The sequence below is a fragment of the Deinococcus aestuarii genome, assembly GCF_018863415.1.
Taxonomy (GTDB): Bacteria; Deinococcota; Deinococci; order Deinococcales; family Deinococcaceae; genus Deinococcus; species Deinococcus aestuarii.
This window is the reverse complement of sequence record NZ_JAHKSN010000016.1, coordinates 61783-85421: the sequence shown is the minus strand read 5'-3', so window position 1 is coordinate 85421 and position 23639 is coordinate 61783. Positions and strand designations below refer to the sequence as shown.

20 protein-coding genes are annotated in these 23639 nt (G+C 71.0%); 4 read left to right on the top strand and 16 right to left on the bottom strand.

Going from position 1 to position 23639, the window contains the following annotated elements:
* Positions 1–58 precede the first annotated feature (58 nt).
* From IC605_RS17175 to IC605_RS17160, 4 genes are all read right to left on the bottom strand, one after another.
* Positions 59–1135, bottom strand: coding sequence for an aldose epimerase family protein (locus IC605_RS17175; RefSeq protein ID WP_216326997.1), 1077 nt, complete (start codon positions 1133–1135; stop codon positions 59–61).
* Positions 1136–1198: 63 nt separating this feature from the next.
* Positions 1199–2218, bottom strand: a complete 1020-nt coding sequence (locus IC605_RS17170) for an aldo/keto reductase (RefSeq protein WP_216326995.1) — start codon at positions 2216–2218, stop codon at positions 1199–1201.
* A gap of 842 nt (positions 2219–3060) precedes the next feature.
* A complete protein-coding gene (locus tag IC605_RS17165) occupies positions 3061–4305 on the bottom strand; it encodes a cytochrome P450 (protein WP_216326992.1) in 1245 nt (414 codons plus the stop codon).
* Positions 4302–4787, bottom strand: coding sequence for a MarR family winged helix-turn-helix transcriptional regulator (locus IC605_RS17160; RefSeq protein WP_216326989.1), 486 nt, complete (start codon positions 4785–4787; stop codon positions 4302–4304). The genes IC605_RS17165 and IC605_RS17160 overlap by 4 nt, the downstream gene beginning before the upstream one ends.
* Before the next feature lie 436 nt (positions 4788–5223).
* Between IC605_RS17160 and IC605_RS17155 the strand changes: the two genes are divergently transcribed.
* Entirely contained in the window at positions 5224–6420 is a 1197-nt protein-coding gene (locus tag IC605_RS17155; RefSeq protein ID WP_216326986.1) for an MFS transporter, read from the top strand.
* A gap of 77 nt (positions 6421–6497) precedes the next feature.
* Here IC605_RS17155 and IC605_RS17150 read toward each other — a convergent pair whose 3' ends face one another.
* On the bottom strand, positions 6498–8669 hold the full coding sequence (locus IC605_RS17150; protein WP_216326983.1) for a sugar nucleotide-binding protein: 2172 nt from the start codon (positions 8667–8669) through the stop codon (positions 6498–6500).
* Between the two features lie 477 nt (positions 8670–9146).
* Entirely contained in the window at positions 9147–9302 is a 156-nt protein-coding gene (locus IC605_RS17145) for a hypothetical protein (protein WP_216326980.1), read from the bottom strand.
* Between the two features lie 46 nt (positions 9303–9348).
* On the opposite strand from IC605_RS17145, the gene IC605_RS17140 reads away from it, so the two are divergent.
* Positions 9349–11226, top strand: a complete 1878-nt coding sequence (locus IC605_RS17140; protein WP_216326977.1) for an AfsR/SARP family transcriptional regulator — start codon at positions 9349–9351, stop codon at positions 11224–11226.
* A 61-nt stretch (positions 11227–11287) separates the two neighbouring features.
* Here IC605_RS17140 and glf read toward each other — a convergent pair whose 3' ends face one another.
* The 3 genes from glf to IC605_RS17125 form a co-directional block, all read right to left on the bottom strand.
* On the bottom strand, positions 11288–12433 hold the full coding sequence (gene glf, locus IC605_RS17135; protein WP_216326975.1) for a UDP-galactopyranose mutase: 1146 nt from the start codon (positions 12431–12433) through the stop codon (positions 11288–11290).
* The gene (locus IC605_RS17130) at positions 12426–13601 is read right to left on the bottom strand and encodes a glycosyltransferase family 1 protein (protein WP_246580965.1); all 1176 of its coding nucleotides are present in this window, start codon (positions 13599–13601) and stop codon (positions 12426–12428) included. Before IC605_RS17130 ends, glf begins: the two co-directional genes overlap by 8 nt.
* Before the next feature lie 569 nt (positions 13602–14170).
* Complete coding sequence (locus IC605_RS17125; protein WP_216326971.1) at positions 14171–15067, bottom strand: alpha/beta fold hydrolase; 897 nt, start codon at positions 15065–15067, stop codon at positions 14171–14173.
* Between the two features lie 160 nt (positions 15068–15227).
* Between IC605_RS17125 and IC605_RS17120 the strand changes: the two genes are divergently transcribed.
* Complete coding sequence (locus IC605_RS17120; protein WP_216326969.1) at positions 15228–15776, top strand: TetR/AcrR family transcriptional regulator; 549 nt, start codon at positions 15228–15230, stop codon at positions 15774–15776.
* Between the two features lie 151 nt (positions 15777–15927).
* Here IC605_RS17120 and IC605_RS17115 read toward each other — a convergent pair whose 3' ends face one another.
* Positions 15928–17490, bottom strand: coding sequence for a bifunctional metallophosphatase/5'-nucleotidase (locus IC605_RS17115; RefSeq protein WP_216326967.1), 1563 nt, complete (start codon positions 17488–17490; stop codon positions 15928–15930).
* A 146-nt stretch (positions 17491–17636) separates the two neighbouring features.
* Between IC605_RS17115 and IC605_RS17110 the strand changes: the two genes are divergently transcribed.
* Positions 17637–18302 (top strand): Nif3-like dinuclear metal center hexameric protein, encoded by a 666-nt coding sequence (locus IC605_RS17110; protein WP_216326966.1) that lies wholly within the window; start codon positions 17637–17639, stop codon positions 18300–18302.
* Positions 18303–18505: 203 nt separating this feature from the next.
* On the opposite strand, the gene IC605_RS17105 is transcribed toward IC605_RS17110, so the two are convergent.
* From IC605_RS17105 to IC605_RS17080, 6 genes are all read right to left on the bottom strand, one after another.
* Entirely contained in the window at positions 18506–18970 is a 465-nt protein-coding gene (locus tag IC605_RS17105; RefSeq protein ID WP_216326964.1) for an organic hydroperoxide resistance protein, read from the bottom strand.
* 98 nt (positions 18971–19068) lie between these two features.
* Entirely contained in the window at positions 19069–19872 is an 804-nt protein-coding gene (locus tag IC605_RS17100) for an MOSC domain-containing protein (RefSeq protein ID WP_216326962.1), read from the bottom strand.
* 32 nt (positions 19873–19904) lie between these two features.
* The gene (locus IC605_RS17095; protein ID WP_343216650.1) at positions 19905–20900 is read right to left on the bottom strand and encodes an N-acetylglucosamine kinase; all 996 of its coding nucleotides are present in this window, start codon (positions 20898–20900) and stop codon (positions 19905–19907) included.
* Positions 20897–21610, bottom strand: a complete 714-nt coding sequence (locus tag IC605_RS17090) for a glucosamine-6-phosphate deaminase (RefSeq protein WP_216326960.1) — start codon at positions 21608–21610, stop codon at positions 20897–20899. Before IC605_RS17090 ends, IC605_RS17095 begins: the two co-directional genes overlap by 4 nt.
* Positions 21604–22887 carry a family 4 glycosyl hydrolase gene (locus tag IC605_RS17085; protein WP_216326957.1) on the bottom strand — a complete coding sequence of 428 codons (1284 nt, stop codon included), beginning with the start codon at positions 22885–22887 and terminating at the stop codon, positions 21604–21606. Before IC605_RS17085 ends, IC605_RS17090 begins: the two co-directional genes overlap by 7 nt.
* 73 nt (positions 22888–22960) lie before the next feature.
* Positions 22961–23617 (bottom strand): class I SAM-dependent methyltransferase, encoded by a 657-nt coding sequence (locus IC605_RS17080; RefSeq protein ID WP_216326954.1) that lies wholly within the window; start codon positions 23615–23617, stop codon positions 22961–22963.
* Positions 23618–23639 lie beyond the last annotated feature (22 nt).

Below are 23639 nucleotides of genomic sequence, written 5' to 3'. Positions count from 1 at the left end.
TGGAGGAGGGGCGCCTTGTTCCTCCCCTCATCCGGGTTCGCGGCCCCCGCCGAGGGCTTCAGTCCGCCGAGAAGGCGTACACCGTGCGCGAGGTGAAGCGTTCCCCGGGCCGCAGCACCGTGGAGGGAAACCCCGGCCAGTGGGGCGAGTCCGGGAAATGCTGCGTCTCCAGGCACACGGCCCAGCGGTGCCCGTACCGCCTCCCCCCCTTCCCCACGATGGAGCCGTCGAGGAAGTTGCCCGAGTAGACCTGCATCCCCGGCTGCGTCGTGAAGACCTCGACCCGCCGCCCGGAAGCGGGGTCGTGGAGGGTCGCGGCGGCCTTCAACCCCTCCCCCCCCCGCAGCACGAAGTTGTGGTCGTACCCGCCCGCAAAGCCAAGTTGCTCGTCGTCCTGATTCACCCGCGCCCCGACTGCCGTCCCCTGCCGGAAGTCGAAGGGGGTTCCCCCCACCGCCAGGAGTTCACCCGTCGGAATCAGCGTCTCATCGACCGGCGTGATGTGGTCCGCCTGCACCGTGAGCTCGTGCCCGAGGATGTCGCGCCGCGCGTCGCCGCTCAGGTTCCAGTACGTGTGGTTCGTGAGGTTGAGGACGGTGGGCGCGTCCGTCGTCGCCTCGTAGTCGATCCGCAGCGCGTCGCCTTGGGTGAGGGTGTACGTCACCCGGACCAAGAGGGTGCCGGGGTAGCCCTCCTCACCGTCCGGGCTGAGGTACGAGAGTTCGAGGGCGGGGCCGTCTTCCGCCGTGAGGGGTCGCCCCTGCCACAGCCGCAGGTGGAAGCCCCGCTCTCCGCCGTGCAGCGCGTTCGGGCCGTTGTTCCGCGCGAGCCGGTAGGTCTTCTCGTCCAGCGTGAAGCTTCCCCCCGCGATCCGGTTGCCGTAGCGCCCGATCAGCGCCCCGAAGTAGGGGGACGTGCCGGGGTCGAAGTACGGCCCGGCCTGATCGTGCCCGAGCACGATGTCCCCCGGCCGCCCCTCCCGGTCCGGGGTGAGCAGGCGCACGACCACGCCCCCGAAATCCATGATGTCGGCCTGGAGGCCGTGGCGGTTTCGTAACGTGTAGAGCGTGATGGGCCGTCCGTCCGGCGCCGTGCCCCAGGGGCGGGCCGTGATGCCCGGTTCGTTCTGTGCCATAGGGTTCCTCTTCCCGGAGTCGGGAGGGAGGCGGAAGCGTCCCGGTGGGGCTCCCGGCCCTCCTCACTGCTCGAGCTCGGTTCTCGCCCGTTCCCAGTCGCTGACGCGGGTGATCTCGCCGAGGTCCTCGTCACTGAGGCGCAGGTCCAGCGTGCCGAGGAGTTCCCCGAGCTGGGTGACGTTGTTCGCGCCGATGATGGGCGAGGTCATCATCGGCTGGGCGAGCAGCCACGCCAGCGCGACCTGCGCGGGCCTCGCCCCGTGCCGCCCCGCGACCGCCTCCAGGGTTTCCACGATGTCAAAGTTGCGCTCGCTGAAGCGCCGCCGGGCATTCTCGTCCGCGCGCACGCTCTCCGGGAGGGGCTGGCCCCGTTTGTACTTGCCCGTCAGCATCCCGCCGCCGAGCGGGCTCCACGGAACGATCCCGAGGCCGTACGCCTCGCACACCCGCATCAGCTCGCGCTCGAAGTTCGCCCGCGTCGGCGAGAGCAGGCTGTACTCGGGCTGGACGCTGACAAAGGCCTCCAGCCCCCGGCGGTCGCTCGTCCACAGGGCCTGCATCAGCCGCCACGCGGAGAAGTTCGAGCAGCCGATGTAGCGCACATACCCGCGCCGGACGAGTTCGGTGAGCGCCTCCAGCGTCTCCTCGATGGGCGTCTGGTTGTCCACCCAGTGGACCTGGTACAGGTCGATGTGGTCCACCCCCAGGCGCCGCAGGCTGTCCTCACACGCCCGCATGATCCAGCGCCGCGACAGGCCCTCGCGCTGGTGGACGCTGCCCCGTCCCTCGCGGCCGAACCCGCCCATCGGCCCGCGCACCTTGGTGGCGATCACGAGGTCGTCGCGGTTGCCGCGCGCCTTGACCCACCGCCCGATGATCTCCTCGGATACGCCGCCGGGGTTGCCGGGGGTCCACGTCGTGTAGATGTCGGCCGTATCGATAAAATTGCCGCCTGCCTCGTGATAGGCGTCCATGATGCCCTGAGCGGTCTGCTCGTCGGCGCTCCAGCCGAACTGCATGGTGCCCAGGCCGATGGGAAAGAGATGCAGGCCGCTGCGGCCCAGCTTGCGGTACGTCGTCATGGGTGGTCCTCCTGAGAAGCGGTCTCGCTGCGGGCCCGCCCCACAACCCCCCTACCCTTCACCCGCCAGCCGGAACAGAGATGAACGCTGCCTGCACCCGCCGTTAAGGGTATCTCTCCACACCCACCGCAGTAAATTAATACGAAATTTAGTGAGAGTGGGAGAGGCGAAGGGGATTGCAACCCGCTCTCCCCAACCATCCAGCAACACCACTCCAGACCCAACCTAATTACGAAGACCAGATTTGTCGTGCACCCTTATCCGGCTTACAGCAATCCAGCTCGCCACTTGATCCATGCTCACAGAAGAGCCCTCGCCGGGGCAAAGGCTGGACAACCGAGAGCCAAAGCAGGGTATGGATGAACGACCAAGTTGGTGAGGAGAGTCGGAACCTCTCTTGCAACGCATCCGAGCAGGTCCCGCAACAAGTGCGCGGAAGGCGGAGGAGGAGCAGCCCGGCCCGAAGTACAAGAGAAAGGAAACAGGGTGAAACTTTGTATTAATTGAGCTCGAGTTCTCGGACGCCGGGCCGCAGAAGGTGAGGGAGAAGCTCCAGCCCGCGCGATGGTGCTCGACCTCACGCCCTACAGGGTGCAAGTAAACGGCGTGACGCCCAGCCTCATCAACACTTAGGACCGGACGGGGACCGCCGTCTTTCTGGCCTTCCCCGGCGCAGCCTACAGTACAGGCCAGTTCATCGTGGTGGACGGCGCCTTCGTGCAGCAGTGCTCGGTAAATGTGGAGACCTCCCCGTTGAGCCGCTCCTCCGGGCTGTGAGGGCGCCGCACACGGGGCCCCCTCAGCGGCGCCCGGCGCTGTGAGACAGTCCAGGGCAGGACGGATCAGGCTCCCGGCCGGGCCCGCCCTCCCCGACCCAGGCGGACCCGGAAGCCGCGCAGCTCGTAGCCCTTGACGACCTCGTTGTAGCCGAGGCGGGGTTCGGAGACGACCTCCAGGTCCCGCCACATCAGCAACCGGCGCAAGAACACGTCCGACTCCTTGATCGCCAGAAACGCGCCGGGGCAGCGGTGGTGCCCGTCGCCGAACGACAGCCCCTGAGGCTGGACCCCGCGCGGCAACGGCCGGGCCGGGCAGAGCTGCGCGGCGTCTTCCCCCATCACCTCCGGGTCCACGTTGGCGTGCTGGATGTTCAGCGCGAGCAGGCTGCCCGCCGGGACGCTGCGCCCCTCCACCGTCAGCTCTGCCGCCGCGCGGCGATAGAGCGTGGTCACGACCGGCTCCAGGCGCAGGATCTCGTGCAAGATGGCGTGGCGCTCCCGCTCGGTGCCGTGGACGTAGCTCGCGCGCAGCTCGGGGTCTCTCAGCAGGTGCCACGCGGCGGCGCTGATGAATTCGCGGGTGGTCACCATCCCCGCCGTGCCGTAGGTCAGGCACTCGGTCAGGATCTCCACCTCGCCGTACCCCCGGTCGAGCAGGTGGCTGATCAGGTCGTCGCGGCGCGCCCTGCGTCTGGCCTCGATGGCGGGTTTCACGTCGAGGAGGAAGAAGAGGGCCATCTGCGCCTGTTGCCGCAGGCCCTCGACCCGGCCCCGCTCCGGCCCCACCCGGCCGGGTTCGCTGTCGCCTCCCCCCTCCACGAAGGCGATGACGCGGCGCTCCAGCCCCGGGAGGCGGCTGTCGGTCAGGCCGACCACCTGCGCGGCGACCCCCACGGCGAGCCGCAGGCTGAGGTCGTCGAGCTTCATCTCGCCCCGGCGGGCGAGCTCGGCGATCAAGTCGTCGGCGAAGGCAGCGATGGTGGGGCCGTACCCGGCGACCTGGGTCGGGGTGAAGTAGCGGGCGGTCGAGCGCCGCATCTCGTGGTGCGTCTCACCCTCCTCGAACAGGACCGGGGGACGGCCCAGCCCGCCCATCTCCCGCGCGGCCTCGGCCATGAAGCCCGCCTGCCGCACCGCCTCCGAGCGCAGGATGTCCCGCGCCGCCCCGAAGGCGTGGACCCGGTAGACCCCGCGCTCGTCCACCTCGATCTCCGGGAGGGATTCGGCCGGGAGGTCGCCCCGGCGGGTCAGCGAGGCCGCCTGTCCGGTGAAGGGGCAGCGGGGCGGGTCGGACGGTGGGGTGGTCATTCGGTCTCCTGTCGGGACGAGGGGCGGGGAAGGGGGCGGGTGGCGTGCGCCAGGGCCCGCAGGTCGTGGGTGAGGGCGTGGACCCGGGGACCCAGGGTGGCGAGCGGGGGCCCGGCGACCTCCCGCACCGTCTCCAGCGCCGCCTCCCACAGCGCTGCCCCCCGCGGGGTGACGGTCACGGTGACCCGGCGGGCGTCCGGCTGCGTCTGGCGGCGGGTCACCGCGCCCCGGGCCTCCAGGGCGTGCAGCACGCGGCTGACCTCGTAGCGGGGCACGCCGAGTTCGCGGGCCAGCACCGCTGGCTGGTCGGTCCCTCCCTGCACGTAGGCCAGGGCGATGAAGGACCGCAGGTCCAGGTCGTGCCGGACGCGCAACTCGGCCTCGCCCAGCGTCGTGAGCGCCTGCCAGGCCTCCCAGAAGGCCGTCAGGAGCGCCAGTTCCGGGGCCGCCGGGGCGAAGGGAGGCAGGGGAGCGGTGTCCACCCCCTCACTCTGCCACAGCCCCCGATGAGTGATTGCAATGTGCAATGAACCCGGCGGAATGAACCCGGCGGAGGGAATCCGTCATCCCGCCGGTGGTTGAGTGACGCGGCGCCTGGACACCTGCGTGGCGGCCGGGAATCTGGCGAGAAGGCGGTGACCGGGACGCCGACCGACTTTTCAAGACAGTTCAGGGATTTCAGAACGTGTGGCCTCTGGATTTTCTCAGCCCCGCTCCACACCCCTCCGGTGCGGCACCCCGTCCTGACCTGAGGCCGGGGCCGGAGCCCCGGTCAGGCGCCCTCCCACCCGCATACACTGGAGCATGACCTTCCCGCCCTGGTGACCCTCATTCCGCAGAGCCGCCCACACCGGCCTTGCCCCACCCCTTCCACGCCGAGCCGCCGCTTTGCCGCTCTCGTGAAAGGGGAAGAGGGTTGTGTCGTTCTCTCCACGTCCCGCGCTGAAATTCCCGGTGGCCTTTCTCACCACCGCCCTGGTCATCGAACTGCTCGACGAGCTGGTGGACGGCGTGACGGGGGCCGCGTGGCCGCTCGTCCGGGAAGACCTCTCGCTCTCGTACGCCCAGGTGGGGCTGCTGCTCGGGGTGCCCGCCGTGCTCGCCAACCTCGTCGAGCCCGCCTTCGGGCTGCTCGCAGACGCCGGGCGGCGGCGCGGGCTGGTGCTCGGCGGGGGGGTGGCGTTCGCCGCCTCGCTCATGCTCTTCGCCGTGTCGGGCGGGTTCTGGTCGCTGCTGGCGGCGCTGGTGCTCTTCTACCCGGCCTCGGGGGCCTTCGTCAGCCTGACCCAGGCCGCGCTGATGGACGCCGAGCCCGCGCGGCGCGAACAGAACATGGCGCGCTGGGCGCTGGCGGGGTCGCTGGGCAATGTGGCGGGCCCCCTCCTGCTCGGCCTCGCCGTGACGGCGGGCCTGGGGTGGCGGGCCACCTACGCGGGGCTCGCCGGGCTGAGCGTGGCGGCCCTGCTCGTCGCGTGGCGGTCGGGGGGGGCGTGGCGGCCAGCGGCGCGGCCCGGCCCGGCGGGTCCCGGGGTCCGCGCGGCGGTGAGGGGGGTGGGCGGGGCCCTGGGGCGCGGCGAGGTGCGCCTCGGACTCGCCCTGCTGGAGGGGTCAAATTTGCTGCTCGACGTGTTCCGGGGCTTTCTCGCCCTGTATTTCGTGGACGCGGTGGGCACGACCCCGGCGGTCGCGGGCCTCGCGGTGGCGGTCCTGACCGGGGTGGGGCTCCTGGGCGACGCGCTCGTGGTGCCGCTGCTGGAGCGGGCGGACGGCGTGCGGCTCGTCCGGGCGAGCGCGTGGGGGGCGGCGGTGGTCTTCCCGGCCTTCCTGCTCGCGCCCGGGGTCGGCGTCAAGCTGGCCCTGCTGGGGGCGCTCGGGCTGCTCACCTCCGGGTGGTACGCCGTCTTGCAGGCGCGGCTGTACGCGAGCCTGCCGGAGCGCAGCGGCACGGTCATGGCGCTCGGGAGCGTGGCGGGGCTGGCGGGCGGGGCCGTGCTGCCCGTGCTGGGCCTGATCGCCGACCGCTTCGGGGTGGAGGCCGCCATGTGGCTGCTCCTCGCCGGGCCGCTGGGGCTGATCGTGGGGCTGCCAAGAGGCGGGGAACGGCGGGAAGGGTGAAGGACCCTTTCCCCTCACCGGCACAGACGCGGGGCCGGGTTGACGCCTCGCCGCCCCGGCCCCGCGTCCGCCCGCCGTCAGTCGGCGGCCAGCATCTCCCGCTCGGCGCTTTCCACGTGGGCGCTCCAGCGTTCGACGGCGCCCGCGAGATCCGGCATCAGCCAGCCGCGCTCGCTCGCCAGGGCGCTGTGGGCGGGCCGCGCCGCCGGGAGGCCGAGGCGGGCGGTGGGCACCTCCTCCACCCCGTCCGGGTCGAGGCCCGAGGCGCGGGCGACCATCCGGGCGAAGTCGGCCCAGCTCACCGCGCCCGGGTTCGCCAGGTGCCACACGCCGCCCTCCCCGTCGAGGAGGAGGTCGAGGACCGCGTGGGAGAGGTCGGGCACGAAGGTCGGCGAGACGACCTGATCGCCCGCCGCCCGCACGGCTCTCCCGGCCCGCAGCTCGCGCCGGACGTGGGCGGCGAAGTTGTGCTCGTCCCAGGGCCCGAAGAAAGCACTCGTCCGCACCACCAGGGCCTCCGGGAGCAGGCTCAGGACGGCCTGCTCGGCGGCGAGCTTGCTGCGGCCGTAGGCGTTGAGCGGCCCCGGCGTGTCCGACTCGACGTAGGGCGCCCCCTTGCGGCCGTCGAACACGAGATCGGAGGAGAAGGTCAGCAGCCGCACGCCGCCCCCGGCGCAGGCGCGGGCGAGCAGACGCGGCCCGAGGGCGTTCTCGCGCGCATTGCGGGGGTCACCCTCCGCGTCGTCCACCCGCACGTATCCGGCAGCGTTCACGACCGCCCAGGGACGGTGTTCCTCCAGCGCCCGCTCGACCGACCCCGCGTCGGCGATGTCGAGGTCGCGGCGGGACAGGAGCCGGTAGGGCAGGCCACGGCCCTCGCACGCGCGGGCGAGGGCCCGCCCCAGGGTGCCCGCCCCGCCGGTGATCAGGAGCGGCGCTCCGGCGGGAGCCTCCGCCTGCACGGGCCCGTGGGGGGGAAAGACCAGGCGCTCCCCGCGCCGCCACCAGCCGGGGCCCGCCAGCACGGGGTGGGCGGGCGGCTGCCCGGTGGCGAGGTCGCGGGCGAGGCTCAGCAGGGCGGTCGGGCGCGGCTCGGGGGCCTGGACATCCCACAGGCCGCTCTCGTAGTGGCCGCCCCGGCGGGTCAGGAGACTGTTCCACTCGAACGCCCCCAGGGCCGCCCAGGCGGTCACGGCGCGCACGTCGGCCCCTTCCCCGCGCACCGCCTGGGCCGCCCGCCACGTCTCGTGCAGCCAGCGGAGCTGTTCCTCGCGGGTGCAGCCCAGGTGGACCTCGGTGATCGCCAGGGGCAGGCCGTAGCGCACGTGGGCCTCGCGCAGCCGCTCGCCGGGGCCGCCCAGCCCCTCGCCGCGCACCCGCACGGCCTCCACGTCGGCGTAGCGGTGGCGCCCGTTGCCCCCGTGGGTGTGGGGCGGGTAGCGGTGGAGCCGCTCGTCGAGGAACCGCTCGCTCGTCACGTACACGTTCAGACCCACGATGTCGGGCGGGCAGGGGTGTTCGGCGAACCAGCGCAGGTCCCGCTCGTCGACCCCCGCCCAGCGCAGGTAGCCCCACAGCGGGTGGCTCTCGTCCACCCGGCCGGTCAGCAGGTCGAGGCTCAGCCAGCGCCGCTCGTTCTCGAAGTCCGCCTGATACCGCAGGGCGGGCGTGCTCGACGTGTGCCCGAGGTCTTCCGTCTGCACGAGGCGGGCCTGCGGATTGACCTTCCTGATCTCGGCCATCGCCCGCACGGTCGCCCGGAGCTGGAGCAGCAGGGCCCGCCAGAAGCTCGCCTCGTCCCGCGCGTGGGGATACCAGTGGCCGTAGAGCGCCGAGAAGCGGGCGGTCGTCAGCGGCTCGTTGACGGGCGTGTACAGCCCCAGGTGCGGGTAACGCTCGGCCACCGCCCGGGCGTAGGCGGCCACCCCCTCCGGGAAAGCCGGGTCGAGCAGATGCGTGTGAAACGGCCCGCTCCCGTGGTGGACGAGGCCCACGATGGGTTCCAGACCGTGCCCGGCGAGGCGGGCGAGGCGCTCGTCGCCCCAGCGCCAGTCGGCGTCCGCAAGGGTCCCGGGCGCGGTGCGCTCCCACAGCAGCGGAAAGCGGACAGCCTTCGCCCCCGTGGAGGCGAGGCGGTCGATATCGTCAAGTCGGTGGTCGAAGCCGCTGAGCACGAGCTGGTCGAGCGTCTCGTCCCCCACGCGGCTGACGGTGGGTTCAACCCCCACCCACAGTTCCAGATTGTCCATCGCACTTCCCCCTGCCTCTTCGCCTGACCTGCCGATTGAGTGCGTGTGCAACAAGGAATCCTCCGGCAAGGCACCGGACACGGGTTGCCACGAATGTTCCTTCAAGGGCTCTCCTGGAAGGTTTCAACGGTGTCGCCGGGAGGCAGATCAGGCACATGTGGCCGCCGGACCTCGGCCCTCCCGGGCAAAAGACCTGTCGGGCATTGTGCCGTGCGGGGGGCGCCCAAAGGACACATCCGGCGAATGAAAAACTTAATAGTTCTGAAGGCACAGGCTCATGGGAGGGAGGGGAGCCAGCAAAACCTCCCGGGCGCTCGGGGCCGGGAGGCTTTTGTCGGACCTCTGTTCTTTACCGCTGACCGAAGTCCACCGCACCACCGAGAATGACCGGGAGGGCCGGACGGGGGGGCCGCTGGACAGGCTGGAGGGGAGGAAGGGCCTTGTCCTTGGGGCGGGGAGAATGAGGCCGGGTCATGGTTACTGCCCGAAGTCTTTCGCCCCACCCTGAACGCTTTCTCCCGTCACGCTGCGCTGACCGAAGTCCTTGGCCCCGGCGGCCTGCGCGAGCGTCAGCGCGCTCGTCAGCATTGCAATGAGAACCAGGCTAACTTTCCGTCCCGTGCTGCTTTTCATATGGTCAAAATAGGGGAAGAGTCGTATAAAAATCGGGGGACGTGTGATGAGCGAGGTCGAAGAACAATTCGAGGCCGGGCAGTTTGAGGGGGTCGTCACGCTCCTGAACGGGCGGGCCAGGACGGCACGCGAGCACACCCTGCTGGGCCTGTCGCTTCTCAACACGGGGCGTCTGGAGGCGGCTGAACTGGCCCTGACCCGGGCGAGTCTGCTGGGTGATCCCGAGGGCCAGGTCGAACTCGGCAATGTGCTCCGGCTCCTGGGCCGCTTCGAGGAGGCCGCCGCGCACCTCCAGAGCATGGCTCCGGGTCTGACGGGCGAACTTCAGCTCCGCTGCCTGCGCTGGTGGGGCGTGGCCGAGTTTCAGGCCGGGCAGACGGGTGAGGGATTGAAGCGCGTCGAGCGTGCGTGGCACGGCTACGTGGCCCTGGGAAACGAGGAGTGGACGGCCCGGGTCACCGTCTCGCTCGCGCAGATGTATACCCTGCTCGGCAACCCCCGGCGGGCCAAGCTGCTGCTCTCGGAGGCCGTCGGCGTCCTGCCTTCGTCCCCCGATTCCGCGCCCCGGCTGAGCGCCCTGCGCAACCTGCTGGAACTCCAGATCGCCCACGGCGAGTTGGCCGAGGCACGGGAAACCCTGCTGGAGGCCAAGCGGACGCTTCACCAGGCCGACTCGCCGCGGCTGCGGGCCCTCCTGCTGACCAGCGAAGCCGAACTCCTGCGCCTCAACGGCGACTACCCCGCCTACGTCCACGTCCTCGAAGAGTTGCGGCCCCTCGCCGAGAACTTGCAAGACCACAACCTGCGGGTCTGGGTCATCTCCCGGCTGGCCGAGCACCAGAGCCTCGCCGGGCAGCACGGCCGGGCGGTGGATACCCTGCTCAGCTTCGGGAGCGTGCCCGCCGAGTGGCCCGCCGAACTGTGGGCGACGAGCGGGGTGGTGGCCCGCCGCCGGGGTGACCCGGCGAGCGCGGTCGCCGACCTGGAGCGGGCCGCCCAGATGCTCCGCGAGGCGGGGACCAGTCCCGAACTCGTGCGCGTGCAGCTTCACCACGCGGCGGCGGCGCTGCAACTGCGGCAGGAGGCGACGGTGGCGGCGGCCCTCAAGGAGGCCCTGACCCACATGCTGCGGCTGCGGCAGCTCGGCGAGTTCCGCCCCGACCTGGAGGAACTGAACGAACTCCTGCACTACGCGGTGCTGGAACCCGAGATCGCGCCCTATATGGAGCCCTTGCTCGACCGCCTCGCGCACCTCGCGGGGGCGCCCACGCTGCCCGAGGACGGCGTGATGACGGTGCAGGTGCAGACCCTCGGGCGGCAGGCGGTCCACAAGGACGGCGAGGAGGTGCGCTTCACGTACGGGGGGACGGTGCCCCTCCTCGTGTACATCACGCTCACCCCGGGGCGGACGCGGGCGGAGATGCAGCTCGACCTCTTCCCGGACAAGGACCCCAAGAGCGGCGCCGCGTACATGCGCCAGTGCCTCAAGGAGCTGCGCGACCGCTTGGGCGCCCAGATCGTCCGCTTCGAGGGACCGCACCAGGCGCCGCGCTACAGCCTGGGCCGCGACGTGCATGTGGACCTCGACCTGCACGGACTGCGCGAGGCCCTGGCGCGGGGGGAGACGGCGCGGGCGCTGGCGCTCTACCGGGGCCCCTTCCTCCCCGAGCTGGAGGACAGCGAGTGGGCCGAGGGCCTGCGCGAGGAGGCGCTGCTGGCCCTCACGCTGGAGCTGCGCCGCCAGATGGAGCGGGTCCAGGCCGAGGGCGACCACCGCCGGGTGGTCCTCCTCGCCAACCAGTACCTCAGGATCGACCCGCACGAGCCGGAGGTGCTGGAGCTGCGGCTGCGCGCCGCCGAGAAGTTCGCCCCGCCGCACGAGCTGGCGAAGTACACGGCGGACCTGCGGCGGATGTTCAACTGAGCCAGACAAGAGGAGCCCGCCCGGCGCGTCGGCTCTCCGGGCGGGCTCTCCCTGTTCGCGCTCAGCCGACCGGCTGAACTTCGGGCTCGGGCGTGGCCGCCGTGAGCTTCCTGTAGGTCGTCAGCGCCTGGGCGACCACCTGGTCCATGTTGTAGTAGCGGTAGGTGGCGAGGCGGCCCACGAAGGTCACGTCAGGGCGCTCCTCGGCCAGCGCGGCGTACCGCTTGTAGAGTTCCTGGTTCGCGGGGCGGGGGATCGGGTAGTACGGATCGCCCTCGGCGCGCGGCAGCTCGTATACGACGCTGGTGTGGCGGTGCTGCTGCCCGGTGATGTGCTTGAACTCGCTGATGCGGGTGTAGGCGTAGTCGTTGGGGTAGTTCACCGTGCCGACCGCCTGGAACTGCTCTACGGCGTGCGTCTCGTGGACGAACTCCAGGCTGCGGTAGGGCAGCTTGCCGTAGCAGTAGTCGAAAAAGGCGTCCACCGGCCCCGTGTAGATCATGTGGCCGTAGGGGATGAAGTCCGCGATCTCCCGGTAGTCGGTGTTCAGCATCACCTTGATGTTCGGGTGCGCGAGCATGTTCTCGAACATCCGGGTGTAGCCGTGCAGCGGCATCATCTGATAGGTATCGGCGAAGTAGCGGTCGTCGCGGTTCGTCCGCGTCGGCACCCGCGCCGTCACCGAGGCGTCGAGTTCGCTGGGGTCGAGGTCCCACTGCTTGCGGGTGTAGCCCCGGAAGAACTTGTTGTAGAGGTCGCGCCCCACCTTGCTGACCACCACGTCTTCCGAGGTCCGCACCTGCTCCACCTGCTCGGCCACCGAGGCGAAGAACTCCTCGACCTGGAAGGAGGTCAGGTTCAGCCCGTAGAGCCGGTTCACCGTGTCGAGGTTGATCGGGATGGGCAGGAGTTGGCCGTCCACGCTCGCCAGGACGCGGTGCTCGTAGGGCCGCCACTTCGTGAAGCGCGAGAGGTAGTCGATCACCTCCCGCGAATTGGTGTGGAAGATGTGCGGGCCGTAGGGGTGGATCAGAATGCCGTCGTCGTTGTAGCAGTCGTAGGCGTTGCCGCCGATGTGTGGCCGCTTGTCGACGATCAAGATGCGCTTGCCACCCTGCGCCAGCCGCTCGGCGAGGACGCTGCCCGCGAAGCCCGCCCCCACGATGAGGTAGTCGAAACCCTGGGAGGTGGAAGTCGGCTCAGTCATCGGCCACCCCGGCGACGGCCACGCGCTCGGCGGCGGCCTCCTCGATCAGGGCGCTCATCTCGGCCCAGGTGCGGTCCCAGGAGAGGGTGGCGAGGTAGGCGTCGGCGCGCTCCCTGCGCTCCTCGGCGGCGGGCGTGCCCGCCTCGGCCAGGGCGGCGGCGCAGGCGGCCTCGAAGGCGTCCACCCCGTCGGCCACGCGCACGAGGTCACGCTCGCCGTAGGGCCGGATCACGTCGCGGATGCCGGTGGAGACCACGGCCACGCCCGCCGCGAGGTACTCGGGCGTCTTGGTGGGGCTGATGAACTCGGTCGCCTCGTTCAGCGCGAAGGGGAGCAGCGCCACGTCCCAGTGGGCGAGGTAGGTCGGCAGCTCGGTGTACTTCTTCATGCCGAGGTAGTGCAGGTTCTCGCCGCGCGGCAGCTCGGCCGGGTCGATCTTCACCACCGGGCCGAGCAGGACGAACTGCCACTCCGGGCGGCGGCGGGCCAGCTCGCCGATCAGCCCGATGTCGAAGCGCTCGTCGATCACCCCGTAAAAGCCCAGGCGGGGGCGGGGCAGCCCCTCCTGGTCGGCGGCGTCCTCCAGGCCCCCCCGCGCGCCCATAAAGTGGGGCACATCCACGCTCGACGGGAAGGGGTGGGCGCTGTCGTGCTGCTGGCACTTGGACTCGTACAGGCGGTGGCCGCCGGTGAACACCAGATCGGCCTGCGCGAAAAGCTGGGCCTCGCGCTCGCGCAGCTCGGGCGACGCGCCCCTGAAGTTGGCGAGTTCGTCCATGCAGTCGTACACCGTGACGCGCGGACGCAGCCCCGAAGTGACCGGCAGCTCCATCGGCGTGTAGACCCACAGGTCGTAGGTCTCCATGCCCTCGTCGCGCACGAACTCGCCGAGCAGCCGCGCCGTGCGGGTCTGAGACTGCGCGGGGCTGTGGCCCTCCTCCACGTGCGGGGTCAGGACCGTCACACCGCTGGGGTCGGCCTGCGTCTCCAGGCGGTCGGGCCCGGCGCCGAAAATGGGCTCTTCCACGTAGAAGACCCGGCGGGTGCGGGCCGCGCGGGTCATCAGATGCTGGGGCCGCTGAAACACGAAGTCCCAGCGCAGATGCGAAATCACGATCAGGGCGGGGGCCGCCCCGCGTGAGCCGGAGTTCAGATGGATCTTTTTCAAGAGAACGCCCCTCCCACGGGAAACAGGTTGGATGGATCTGACCAATGCCTGACGAATATGTTCCTGGGAACAGAACATAGGCTGAAAATTCTCATGGAGGGGAGTAAAGAGCCTCCCGCTGCCAGAGCCGGAGGCGGACGAATGCCCCGGAACCTCCCAGAGACTAGCGACTCGGGGGCGCCCGATTTGGGCGAATTCCTTTACTGCCCTGTACAGAATCTAGAGTAAAACTTCACATACTCGTCTAGCCGTCTAGCCATCAGGGGAACAAAGACCTATTGTGGCCGGTTATTGTCGTGCTTCAACGGGAACAAAACGGGTGTGTATCCATTGAAAATCTGGGGGCGTCACCCCTGCCTGTGGACGGGTGGAGGACACAAACCATCCCTCCACGGACAAACCCGACTCGGGACGCGTCGGGCGTGCGGGCCTGCCCCCTGCCTCTGCGCCCGGAGCGGTCTTCCCCGTCACCGAAAACGCGCGGCGGCTGGCTGATAGGAGGGCAACAACGAAAGGGGCGCACGGAACCGCCGAAGTTCCGTGCGCCCCCCTGCCGTGGAGGCCGAGGTTTAGCGAACCGTCCGCGCCCAGTCGAGGATCGCCCGGTTGGCGGCGTCCGCCTTCTCGAAGATCGCGGCGTGGGCGGCGCCGGGGATGATCACGAGCTTGCTGCCCGCGATATTCTGCTGCATCTTCAGCGAGAACTCGGGCGGGTAGACGGTATCCTCCAGCCCCTCGATGATCAGGGTGGGCACCCGGATCGTCTTGAGCGTCGGGATGGAGTCGGGCCGGGTGGCGAGCACATTCGCTCCCGCCACGTCGGCGGCCACGCTGGCCTGCCCCACGATGTTCGTCAGGAACATGGCGTCGGCCATGCGCCGGACCCGCGTCTCGCCCGTCAACATGTCCTTGAGGAGTTCGGGGGCGAGGGACTGCGGGCCGTAGGTGCTCGCCTTCTGCGCCATGCCCTTCCAGAGGTTCTGCTCGACGATGCTCGCCGGGTTGGCGATGGTGTCGATCAGGATCAGGCCCAGGAAACGGTCGGGCGCGCGGCGGTACATCTCGAAGGCGATGGGGCCGCCCATGCTCATGCCGCCGATGATCGCTTTCGGCACGTTCAGGCGGTCCATCACCGCGAGGGCGTCCTGCGCGTAGGTCTCCAGGCTGCCCGGTGCGTCCGCCGGGGCGGTGCTGCGGCCATACCCCCGGTGGTCGATGGTGATGACGCGGTACCCGGCGGCGGCCAGCGCATCCCGGTTGCGCGAGAACAGCTCGCCGCTCAGGGGATAGCCGTGCAGGAGGAGCATCGGCGTGCCGCTGCCCTGCGAGACGTAGTGGATGCGGGCGCCGTTGATGTCGAGGTCACCCGACTGCTGGGCCCCGGCGCTCCCCCCCGCGAGGGCGGAACCGAGCAGGGCGGTCGTGAGGGCGGCGAGCAGAAGCGGGCGGCGGGGGTGGTGCGACATGGAAACCTCCTTGGGAAAACGGGCGAAAGGGAACGCGGTCGGGCCGCAGCACACACCCGGAGATCCACTCAGTCAGCTTTCCAACTGAGAGTAGAGGCAAGAAACGCTCGCAAAGTGCGGGCGGACTTCATGGCATCTTGAACCCGACGGGGGGTGAGGGATGCAGAGCAAACGGGAGCAGATCGTGGCCGTGGCGCTGCGGCTCTACCGGGAAAGCGGCGTGGCGGGCACGACCCTCAAGGACGTGGCCCAGGAGGCGGGCGTCCCCCTGGGGAACATGTACTACTACTTCAAGACGCGAGAAGACCTTGTGCGGGCCGCACTCGACGCCTGCGAGGCCGAGTTGCTCGACCTGCTCGCGCGGATGTCGCCGCTGCCCTCCCGCGCGTGGTTCGAGGCCTACTTCGACTGGCTGCTCGCCGACCCGGGGGGCGCGGCGCAGTTCGGCTGCCCCTTCGGCACGCTGGCGGGCGAGCTGCGCGCCCTGGGCGACCCGGCGGCGGCGCGGGCCGGGGGGACGGTGGCACTCTACCTGGGCGCCCTGCGGCAGAGGACGGTCCTCCTCGGGCTGCCCTCCTCGGCCGGGGACGACCTGTTCACCGCGATCCAGGGGGCGTACACGGTCGCCCGCGCCCTGAACGACCCGGAGTTTTTCCGCCAGAGCGTCCTGCGGATCAGGGCGGGGGCGCCACAGTTCGGGACGGCGTAACGTCGGGCCTCTAGAGAACGCCCCACGCAGGAACGCGGTCACGCTGAGCCCAACGCTCACGCTCAGGATGACCGCTTCTCTTCCGTCACATGCCTTATAAGAGGGACGCGGCCACCCTCCACGCCGCGTCCCGTCCACTGCTGGATTTGCCTTACTTCGGCTCGTTCACGATCACGATGCGGCCCTCGTTCTGGGCGTCGGTGGTGGGGCGGGCCTTGAGGTAGTTCACCAGGATGTCGATGTCGAGGGTGCCCGTGTCGAGGCGGCGGCCCGTGGCGTTCTTGAACACGTCGAAGCCGTCGCCGCCCTTGGCGGTGAAGGTGTTCATGGCGACCGTGTAGGTCTGGGTGTCGACCAGGGGCTGGCCGCCGACGGTGACGGCGGTGACGCGGCTCCCGGCGGGGCGGGTGGGGTCGAAGGTGTAGCTCATGCCGCGCGAGACGTGCAGGAACTGGCCCTTGTTCTCACTCCAGGTGGCGACCCCGTGTTCCAGGGCCTGCCTGATTTCCGCGCCCGTCAGGTCGAGGACCGTCAGCGTGTTGCCGAAGGGCTGGACGGTGATCGCCTCCTCGAAGGTGATCGGACCCGCGTCGATGCTGGAGCGCACGCCGCCGCCGTTCACGAAGGCGATGGTGGCCCCTGCGTTCTTCGCCGCGTCGAGGGCCGCGTCGGCGAGGACGTTCGCCATCGTGCTCTCGCGGCGACGGACGATCTCGCGGGCGCCGTTCAGGCCGTTCGCGGTGGTGCCCACGACCTGACGGCGCAGGGCGGCGATGGGCACGCTCAGCGTGTCGATCATCCGCCGGGCGGTGGGGTCCTCGGGCAGGTCGGCGGACACGACGATGGGGTTGCCCTGGAAGCTCTCGACCGCGCCCGCGTCGTTGAAGGTCACCTGAAGGCGCCCGAGCACCTTGCCCCACTCCCACGCGGCGACGAGCAGGGTGCGGTTGCCGTCGGGATTCTGGACGATGGTGGGATACGGCCCCTCGCTCGGCGGGAAGTCCTTGTTGTCGAAGGTGCCGAGCAGGGTGTGGGAGTGTCCGCCCACGATCACGTCGAGACCGGGGACCGTCTTGGCGACCTCCTGCTCCAGCGTGTACCCCAGGTGCGAGACGAGGATGATCTTGTCGATCCCCTGGTCCTGAAGGGCCTTGACGCTGGCGTTCAGGGCCTGGGCCAGCTCGACCATCTTGACGTTCGGCCCCGGCGAGGAGATCAGCGGCAGGTCGGGCGTCACTGCGCCGATCACGCCGACCTTCTGCCCGCCGACGCTCAGGACCGCGTAGGGCTTGACGAGATCGCGCAGCAGCGGCTCGGCGGTGAGGTCGAGGTTGGAGGCGAGGAGCGGGAACTGCGCCTTCTGGGCGAAGCGGGCGAGCGCCTCCGGGCCGTTGTCGAACTCGTGGTTGCCGACCGCCATCGCCTGATAGCCCTGGTAGTTCATGAACAGCACGTCGGCGAGGCCCTGGTAGACGTTGTAGTACAGGGTGCCCTGGAAGGTGTCGCCGCCCGAGAGCACGAGGGGATTGGGGTCCTGCGCCGCGTACCGCCGGACGAGCGCGGTCTGGCGGGCGTAGCCGCCGTAGGTGCCCTCCCCGACCTTGACGGGATCGACGTGGCCGTGCAGGTCGTCGGTGTGGAGGATGGTGACGGTGAGGGGTGCGGCGGAGGCGAACCCCAGCAGCAACGCGGCGGAGAGAAGGATGTGCTTCATGGCGCGCTCAGTATAAAGGGCCTTCTTCTCATCCCGGGCCGATTCGCGGGGGATAGCGGAGGTCCGTGAGCCCCGCGGGGAGGGCAGGCTCCCCCATTGCGTGATTCCACGCGGCGCCCAGTCCACGCGCGCGGCAGGCTGACCCGGTGAGCGCCCGCCTCGACGATCTGGCCCGCTGGCTGCACGTTCATCTCGACGAGCCGCGTCCTCTCTTCCGGGCCGGGTCTCCGGAGGTCGCCTCCCTCGGGCTCGCCCTCGAACCCGCTGACCTGCCGGGGAGAGTGGAAACCGACGCCCTTTTTCTCCACCGGGCGCTGCGGCTGGGAGACGCCCTGCCCGGCCTCGGTGTGGTGAACGCGCACGACGGCTTCGACCTGCAACTGACGACCGGGCCCAACCTGCGCCTCGCGGAGCGGCTGGGGTGGCGGGAGGTGCGGCCCCTCTTCTGGCAGGAGCGCCCGGTGGGGTTGACGGCCACGCCGCCCGAGCCCGAGTGGCGGGCCTTCCACCGCGCGCTGACGGAGGAGCTGCGGGGAGAAGACCGCTCGTGGGGACCGGCGGACACATCCTTCGTGCGGGTGGCGCTGATGAACGCGATGAACCCGGGGCTCCTCGGGCTGACGCATTCGCTGGGGGTGAACGTCTACCTGACGGGCCAACTGCGGCCCTCGGCGCAGGAGGCGGCCCGCGCGCTGGGCCTGGGTGTGGTCGCGCTCGGGCACCGCCGCACCGAGCTGTGGGGGCTGCGGCAACTGGCGCGCGAGCTGGAGGAGGGCTTCCCGGGGCTGCGGACCGAGGTCTACTCCGGCTGAGCGGGGGCCCGACTTCCGGGGCCGGGGCATGACGCGGTTCACCGCGTTGCAGGGCGACCGCCTCATCCAGGCCGTCCACCCCATTTACATGGTCGGGCACACCGAGCCCGGGCTCTGGAAGTTCGGCGACGGACCCTTCCGGACGAGGGGGAGCAAGGAGGCGCGGAGCCCGGGCTCGGACTCCGCGCTCCCGGCCTCCTTGCCTACGCCTGCTGTTGAAGCTGCTCCTGTCCCTCCTCCACCAGTCCCTCGTCCTCCAGCACGAGGCGCACGTCCACGTTGCCCTGGAGGGCGCGGCTGAAGGGGCAGAGCTTGTGGGCCTCGTCGATCATGTACTGTGCCCGCTCGCGGGTGAGGTCGGGCAGCACGACCCGCAGCTCCACGTCGAGGACGTAGCCGAGGTCGTCGCGCATCAGGCCCACCACGCCCGTCACGCGCGAGGAGCCGAAGGAAATCTTCTCGCGCCGGGCGATGGCCCCGATGGCGCTCTGGAAGCACGCGGCGTACCCGGCGGCGAGGAGCTGCTCGGGGTTGGTGCCCACCCCGCCGTCACCGCCAATCTCCTGCGGCACACTCAGCTTGACGCCGAGGTGGTGGTCGGGCGTCTCGATATATCCGGCGCGGCCCCCGTGCGCGGTCGCCTGGGTCGTGAACAGCGTTTTGCTCATAGTCAACCTCCTGGAGGCCCACCGTAGGCGAGCCGTCCCCCCCAGACGGTCAGACCGCCCACCGTGTGAAGGTTCCCGGAGGCGGCGGGCGCGGGCGCTCAATTCCCCTCTTGCCGCCGCAGCACGGTCAGCGGGTCACCCAGCGCCACCTCTCCCCGCGCGGTGTGGACGAGGTTTTGCCCGAACTCCACCAGCCTTCCGCGCCGCCGGTAGCCCGCCAGGGTCCGCAGCGGCTCCGCGCCCATGCGGCCGTCCGAGACGTTGAGCACGCTGCACCGGGCACACGGCTCGACCACATCGAATTCCAGGCTCCCGACTCGGATGCGCCGCCAGCCGTCCTCCTCGTAGGGGGCACCGCCGCGCACGACGAGGTTGGGCCGGAAGCGCTCGGGCGTCACCGGGTCGCGCAATCGGGCGTTGAGATCCGTGACCGACGCCTCGTGGACGAGGTGGAGGGGGTTGCCGTCCGCGAACCCGATGCGCGCCGTGCCGAAGCGCGGGTTCATGCGCCGCTCGGCCTCCTCCGGGAAGAAGACCAGGGCCGCCCGCGTGCCCAGGTACGCGCTCCACCACTCCGCCGCCTCCCCGCCCACGGCGAGAGCCTGCACGGCCTGGTGGAAGATGTGGACCAGACGTGGCGGCCCGCCCGGCTCGCGCGGCACGTCCAGGGGCGGCAGGCCCGGCGCCGTCACGCGCAGCCCCCCCGGCGTCAGCTCCACCCCGACGAGGCCCAGGCGCGGGAAGTCGCGCTGGGTCACCTGGCGGCCCGAGGCGTCCACGACCATCCAGCGACGGTCGAGGTCGAGCCCGAACAAATCGACCCGCGAGTGATCCAGCGCCACGCCGCGCGCCGACTTGATGGGGTAGGTGTAGAGGCCGGACAAGGCGAGCGGGAGGGGCATCGGGTCTCCTGGGTACCCTTCAAGGTGAACTTTCAGGTGCGAAACAGCGTCTCCGGGGGCAACGTCTCCTCCAGGGCGGCGCGCCACCCACCGAGGTCATCTGCTCCCCCGTGGGCCGCGCGCAGGGCGAGCAGGGCGGCGCCCGCGACCGGCTCGAAGCCTCCAGAGCGCAGGGTCACGCCCGGCTCACATTGCTGCACCCGCGCGAGCAGGGCGCCTCGCAGCAGGGGCGAGGGGTGGCGCATCACGCCCCCCGCCGCGTACAGGTCGAAGTCTGCGCCGCCCAGGCCCACCCGCCGCGCCGCCACGAGGGCGTAGTCGCCCAGGGCCTCGCCGTGCTCGCGCACGAGCCGGGCCGCCGTCCCGTCTCCCCCGTCCGCCGCGTCCAGCAGCACCCGCGCGAGGCGACCCACCCGGCCCGGCGGGCGGCGGCCTCTGCGGGTGAAGGCGTGCAGCAGCGCCTCCACGCTCCCCATGCGGTAGAGGGCCAGCACCCGCCCCGTCAGCGCGGTGGGAGGGTCGAGGCCCAGTTCCGCCCGGTACACCGCGCGCAGGGTCGCTTCCCCGAGTTCCTCGGCGCCCTCCGGTTCCTGCCAGTAGCTCGTGTGCCAGGTCTGTCCGTCCGGGGCGGCGGCAGCGATGCCCGCGCTCGTGCCGCAGGCGACGATCACGCCCGTGCCGCTCGGCGAGGCGGCGTGCAGGGCGCCCACGGCGTCGTTGACCACCTCGCGGGACTCGCCCCAGCCGCGTGAGGTGAGTTCGGCCTCCAGCAACGCGAAGTCCTCGGGCCAGTCGGCCCCCGTCGCGCTCAGGACGGCGGCGCGCAGATCGGAAGCCCGCGCCCCCGCCATCGCCAGCGCCCCCAGCACCGCCCGGTCGATGGCCGCGAGGGCGTCCCGTTTGGAGACGTAGATGTTGCCCCGCCCCCCGCGCCCCCACCCCAGGACGCGCCCGGCGGCGTCCGCCACGAGCGCGACCGTCTTGGTGTTGCCCGCGTCGATGCCCAGGACGAGCCCGGGGGCGCTCACGCGGGGGCCGTCCCGGTCCACGCGGCGCGGTCGGCCAGGACCGTCGCCCGCGTCCCCTGGAGCCACGAGGCGGGCACCCCGGGCGTGGGCGGCTCCTTCAAGGTGCGGGCGAGGATGTCCCGTTTGTGCTCGCCGCTCACGAGGAGCAGAAGCTGGCGCGCGGACAGGATCACGTCCATCCCCGCCGTCAGGGCCCGCCGGGGCACCGCCCGCCCCTCCCAGTACCCGGCGTTGCTCGCCAGGCTCTCGGGCGTCAGCGTCACCACCCGCGTCGGCGCGCCCCGCCCGCACGGCGGCTCGTTGAAGCCCAGGTGCCCGTTCGGCCCGAGCCCCAGGACCGCGAGGTCGATCCCGCCGAGGGCCGAGACTTCCGCCCCGTAGCGGCGGCAGGCCGTGTCGGGGTCGAAGATTCCGCCTCCCAGCCGGACGACCTTCCGCACCCCCAGCGGCTCCACGAAGGCGCGGCGCATCCATCCCCACAGCGAGCGCGGGTCGTCCTCGCCTACGCCGAGGTACTCGTCGAGCTGCACGGCGGTCAGGCGTGCAGCGTCCAGCCCCCGCCGGGCCAGCTCCGCGTACGTCGCCATCGGGGTGTTGCCGGTGGCGACGAGGACCGAGAGCGCCGGATTGGCCCGCACCGCGTCCCCGATGAGGTCGGCGGCACGGCGGGCGAGGGCGTCTGCATTCTCCAGCACCTCCACCTTCACCACAGCCGCTCCGGCAGGTACGGGCGGTGTGCCCGCGCGAGGTCGTCGTACAGCCGCTCGGCGAGGGGCAGCGTGCGGACGAGCGGATTGTTGACGAGGGCGCGCAGGGCGTCCTGACGCGACCCGTGCCACCCCGCGTCCGCCGCGAGTTGCTGGTACTCGCCGAGGGCGTCCAGCAGCCCGCGCACGGGGGGCGGCACCCGGAAGCCGGTCAGCGGGCGCGCCCCCCGGCGGTCCACCAGGCACGGCACCTCCACCACCTGCCCGTCCGGGAAGTCGGCGATGGCCCCGCCGTTCACCACGTTGCACGGCCACACCTCGCCCCGGTCGTTGAACATCGCGTCCATCACGTCCACCGCGACCTCCAGCTCGAAGATGCCGCCGCGCGAGCGGGCCGGGTCGAGGGTGGGCTCCGGGGCCTGCACCTGCTCGCGGTAGTGCGCCCAGTAGTCGGGCACCTCCGCGAGGATGTCCTGGGCGCGCGTGGTGGACCTGGCGCGCAGCTCGGCGAGCATGTCCGCCTCGTAGAAGTAATACTTCATGTACGAGGCGGGCAGGGAATCCATCGTGACGGCGAGGTGCAGGAGGCGGCGGTCCCAGGGGTCGGGCACACCCTCCTCCAGCGCGCGTTCGAGGAGCGGCAGCAGCGGTTCTCCGTCATACTTGGCCTCCACGCTCCAGCAGGCGTGGTTGAGGCCGACCATCGTGGCCCGCACCCGCGCCGGGTCGAGGCCCGCCATCTCCGCGAGTTCGAGCGGGAACACGATGGGCCCCTCGCACAGCGAGATCACGGGCACGTCCGAGTGGTCGGCCACCGCCTGCGCGACGATGTTGACGGGGTTGGTGTAGTTGAAGAGGGTCGCCCCCGGGCACAGCCGCGCCATGTCCGAGACCAGCCCGCGCGTGACGTGCAGCGCCCGCAGCGCCATGAAAAAGCCCCCCGCCCCCTGCGTCTCCTGCCCGATGGCGCCGTGCGACAGGGGAATCCGTTCGTCGAGCGCCCGCGCCTCGAAGCCGCCGGGCCGGAAGCTCGACAGCACCCCGTCGCAGCCCTGAAGCGCGGCCTCGCGGTCGGTGGTCGCCGTCACCCGCAGGTCGGCGCCGCACGCCTCGATCATCCGCTCCGCGAGCCGCCGCACGAGGTCCAGCCGCCCCGCGTCGAGGTCCAAGAGGACGATCTCCGACCCCGCGAACTTCTCCGATTGCCGGATGAACGACGCTACCGTGCCCGGCGCGCGGGTGCTGCCCCCGCCGATGTATGCCAGCTTGATGCTCGCCATAAGGGTGATTGATGCTACTGCGTCGGGCGCTGGTCGAGACGAGTTCCGGCGGGGCCGGGCTCCTTCGCCGTCGTCAGGGCCCCAACCGCCGAAGCGCGATGATGTTGTCCCTGATCGTGCCCGGCTGACCGTCCGGGCTGGTCGTTTCGGTCACGGCACGTTCCGGGGTCCCCAGAAAGAGAAGGTCCCACCCGGCGAGGTCCAGGCCGATGGAGTCGAGTGCCTCCCGCGCGGTCGGGTACTGGACCTTCGGCTCTCTCACCCAGGAGGGCGCCGAGGCGTGCTCGATCACCAGCAGCAGCCCACCGGGGGCCACGGCGTCGGCGGCCCGCCGCAGCACCGCGTCCCGGGGAAACGCGACGGGCGATTGCAGGTAGAGCGCGTAGACCAGACCGAACTGCCCCGCCGGGAAGCTCACTTCCAGATCGTGCTGCTCGAAGTGGGTGCGGGCGCCCACCCCCGCGTCGGCGGCGTGCCGGGCGGCGCGTTCCAGGGCCGTGGCCGAGATGTCCACGCCGGTCACCTGCCAGCCCCGCCCGGCCAGCCACACGGCGCTGTTGCCTTCGCTGCACCCCAGGTCGAGGGCGGTGCCCGGCGTCAGCGCTTCCACCCACCGCGCCAGGATGGCGTTGGGTCGTCCGGTCCAGGGCCGGGGGTGGTCCTGGTACCGCTGCTCCCAGTACGCCTGGGCGGTGGACGGGAGGGAGGGGTCGCCTGTTTGCTCGTTCATCTTGGGTCCTCCAGAGGGTCAA

What these genes read in the sequence shown, in the direction of transcription:
- IC605_RS17175 (WP_216326997.1), bottom strand. Translation starts at nt 1,135, where the DNA reads ATGGCACAGAACGAACCGGGCATCACGGCCCGCCCCTGGGGCACGGCG.
- IC605_RS17170 (WP_216326995.1), bottom strand. Translation starts at nt 2,218, where the DNA reads ATGACGACGTACCGCAAGCTGGGCCGCAGCGGCCTGCATCTCTTTCCC.
- IC605_RS17165 (WP_216326992.1), bottom strand. Translation starts at nt 4,305, where the DNA reads ATGACCACCCCACCGTCCGACCCGCCCCGCTGCCCCTTCACCGGACAG.
- IC605_RS17150 (WP_216326983.1), bottom strand. Translation starts at nt 8,669, where the DNA reads ATGGACAATCTGGAACTGTGGGTGGGGGTTGAACCCACCGTCAGCCGC.
- IC605_RS17145 (WP_216326980.1), bottom strand. Translation starts at nt 9,302, where the DNA reads ATGAAAAGCAGCACGGGACGGAAAGTTAGCCTGGTTCTCATTGCAATG.
- IC605_RS17140 (WP_216326977.1), top strand. Translation starts at nt 9,349, where the DNA reads ATGAGCGAGGTCGAAGAACAATTCGAGGCCGGGCAGTTTGAGGGGGTC.
- glf (WP_216326975.1), bottom strand. Translation starts at nt 12,433, where the DNA reads ATGACTGAGCCGACTTCCACCTCCCAGGGTTTCGACTACCTCATCGTG.
- IC605_RS17125 (WP_216326971.1), bottom strand. Translation starts at nt 15,067, where the DNA reads ATGTCGCACCACCCCCGCCGCCCGCTTCTGCTCGCCGCCCTCACGACC.
- IC605_RS17120 (WP_216326969.1), top strand. Translation starts at nt 15,228, where the DNA reads ATGCAGAGCAAACGGGAGCAGATCGTGGCCGTGGCGCTGCGGCTCTAC.
- IC605_RS17115 (WP_216326967.1), bottom strand. Translation starts at nt 17,490, where the DNA reads ATGAAGCACATCCTTCTCTCCGCCGCGTTGCTGCTGGGGTTCGCCTCC.
- IC605_RS17105 (WP_216326964.1), bottom strand. Translation starts at nt 18,970, where the DNA reads ATGAGCAAAACGCTGTTCACGACCCAGGCGACCGCGCACGGGGGCCGC.
- IC605_RS17100 (WP_216326962.1), bottom strand. Translation starts at nt 19,872, where the DNA reads ATGCCCCTCCCGCTCGCCTTGTCCGGCCTCTACACCTACCCCATCAAG.
- IC605_RS17085 (WP_216326957.1), bottom strand. Translation starts at nt 22,887, where the DNA reads ATGGCGAGCATCAAGCTGGCATACATCGGCGGGGGCAGCACCCGCGCG.
- IC605_RS17080 (WP_216326954.1), bottom strand. Translation starts at nt 23,617, where the DNA reads ATGAACGAGCAAACAGGCGACCCCTCCCTCCCGTCCACCGCCCAGGCG.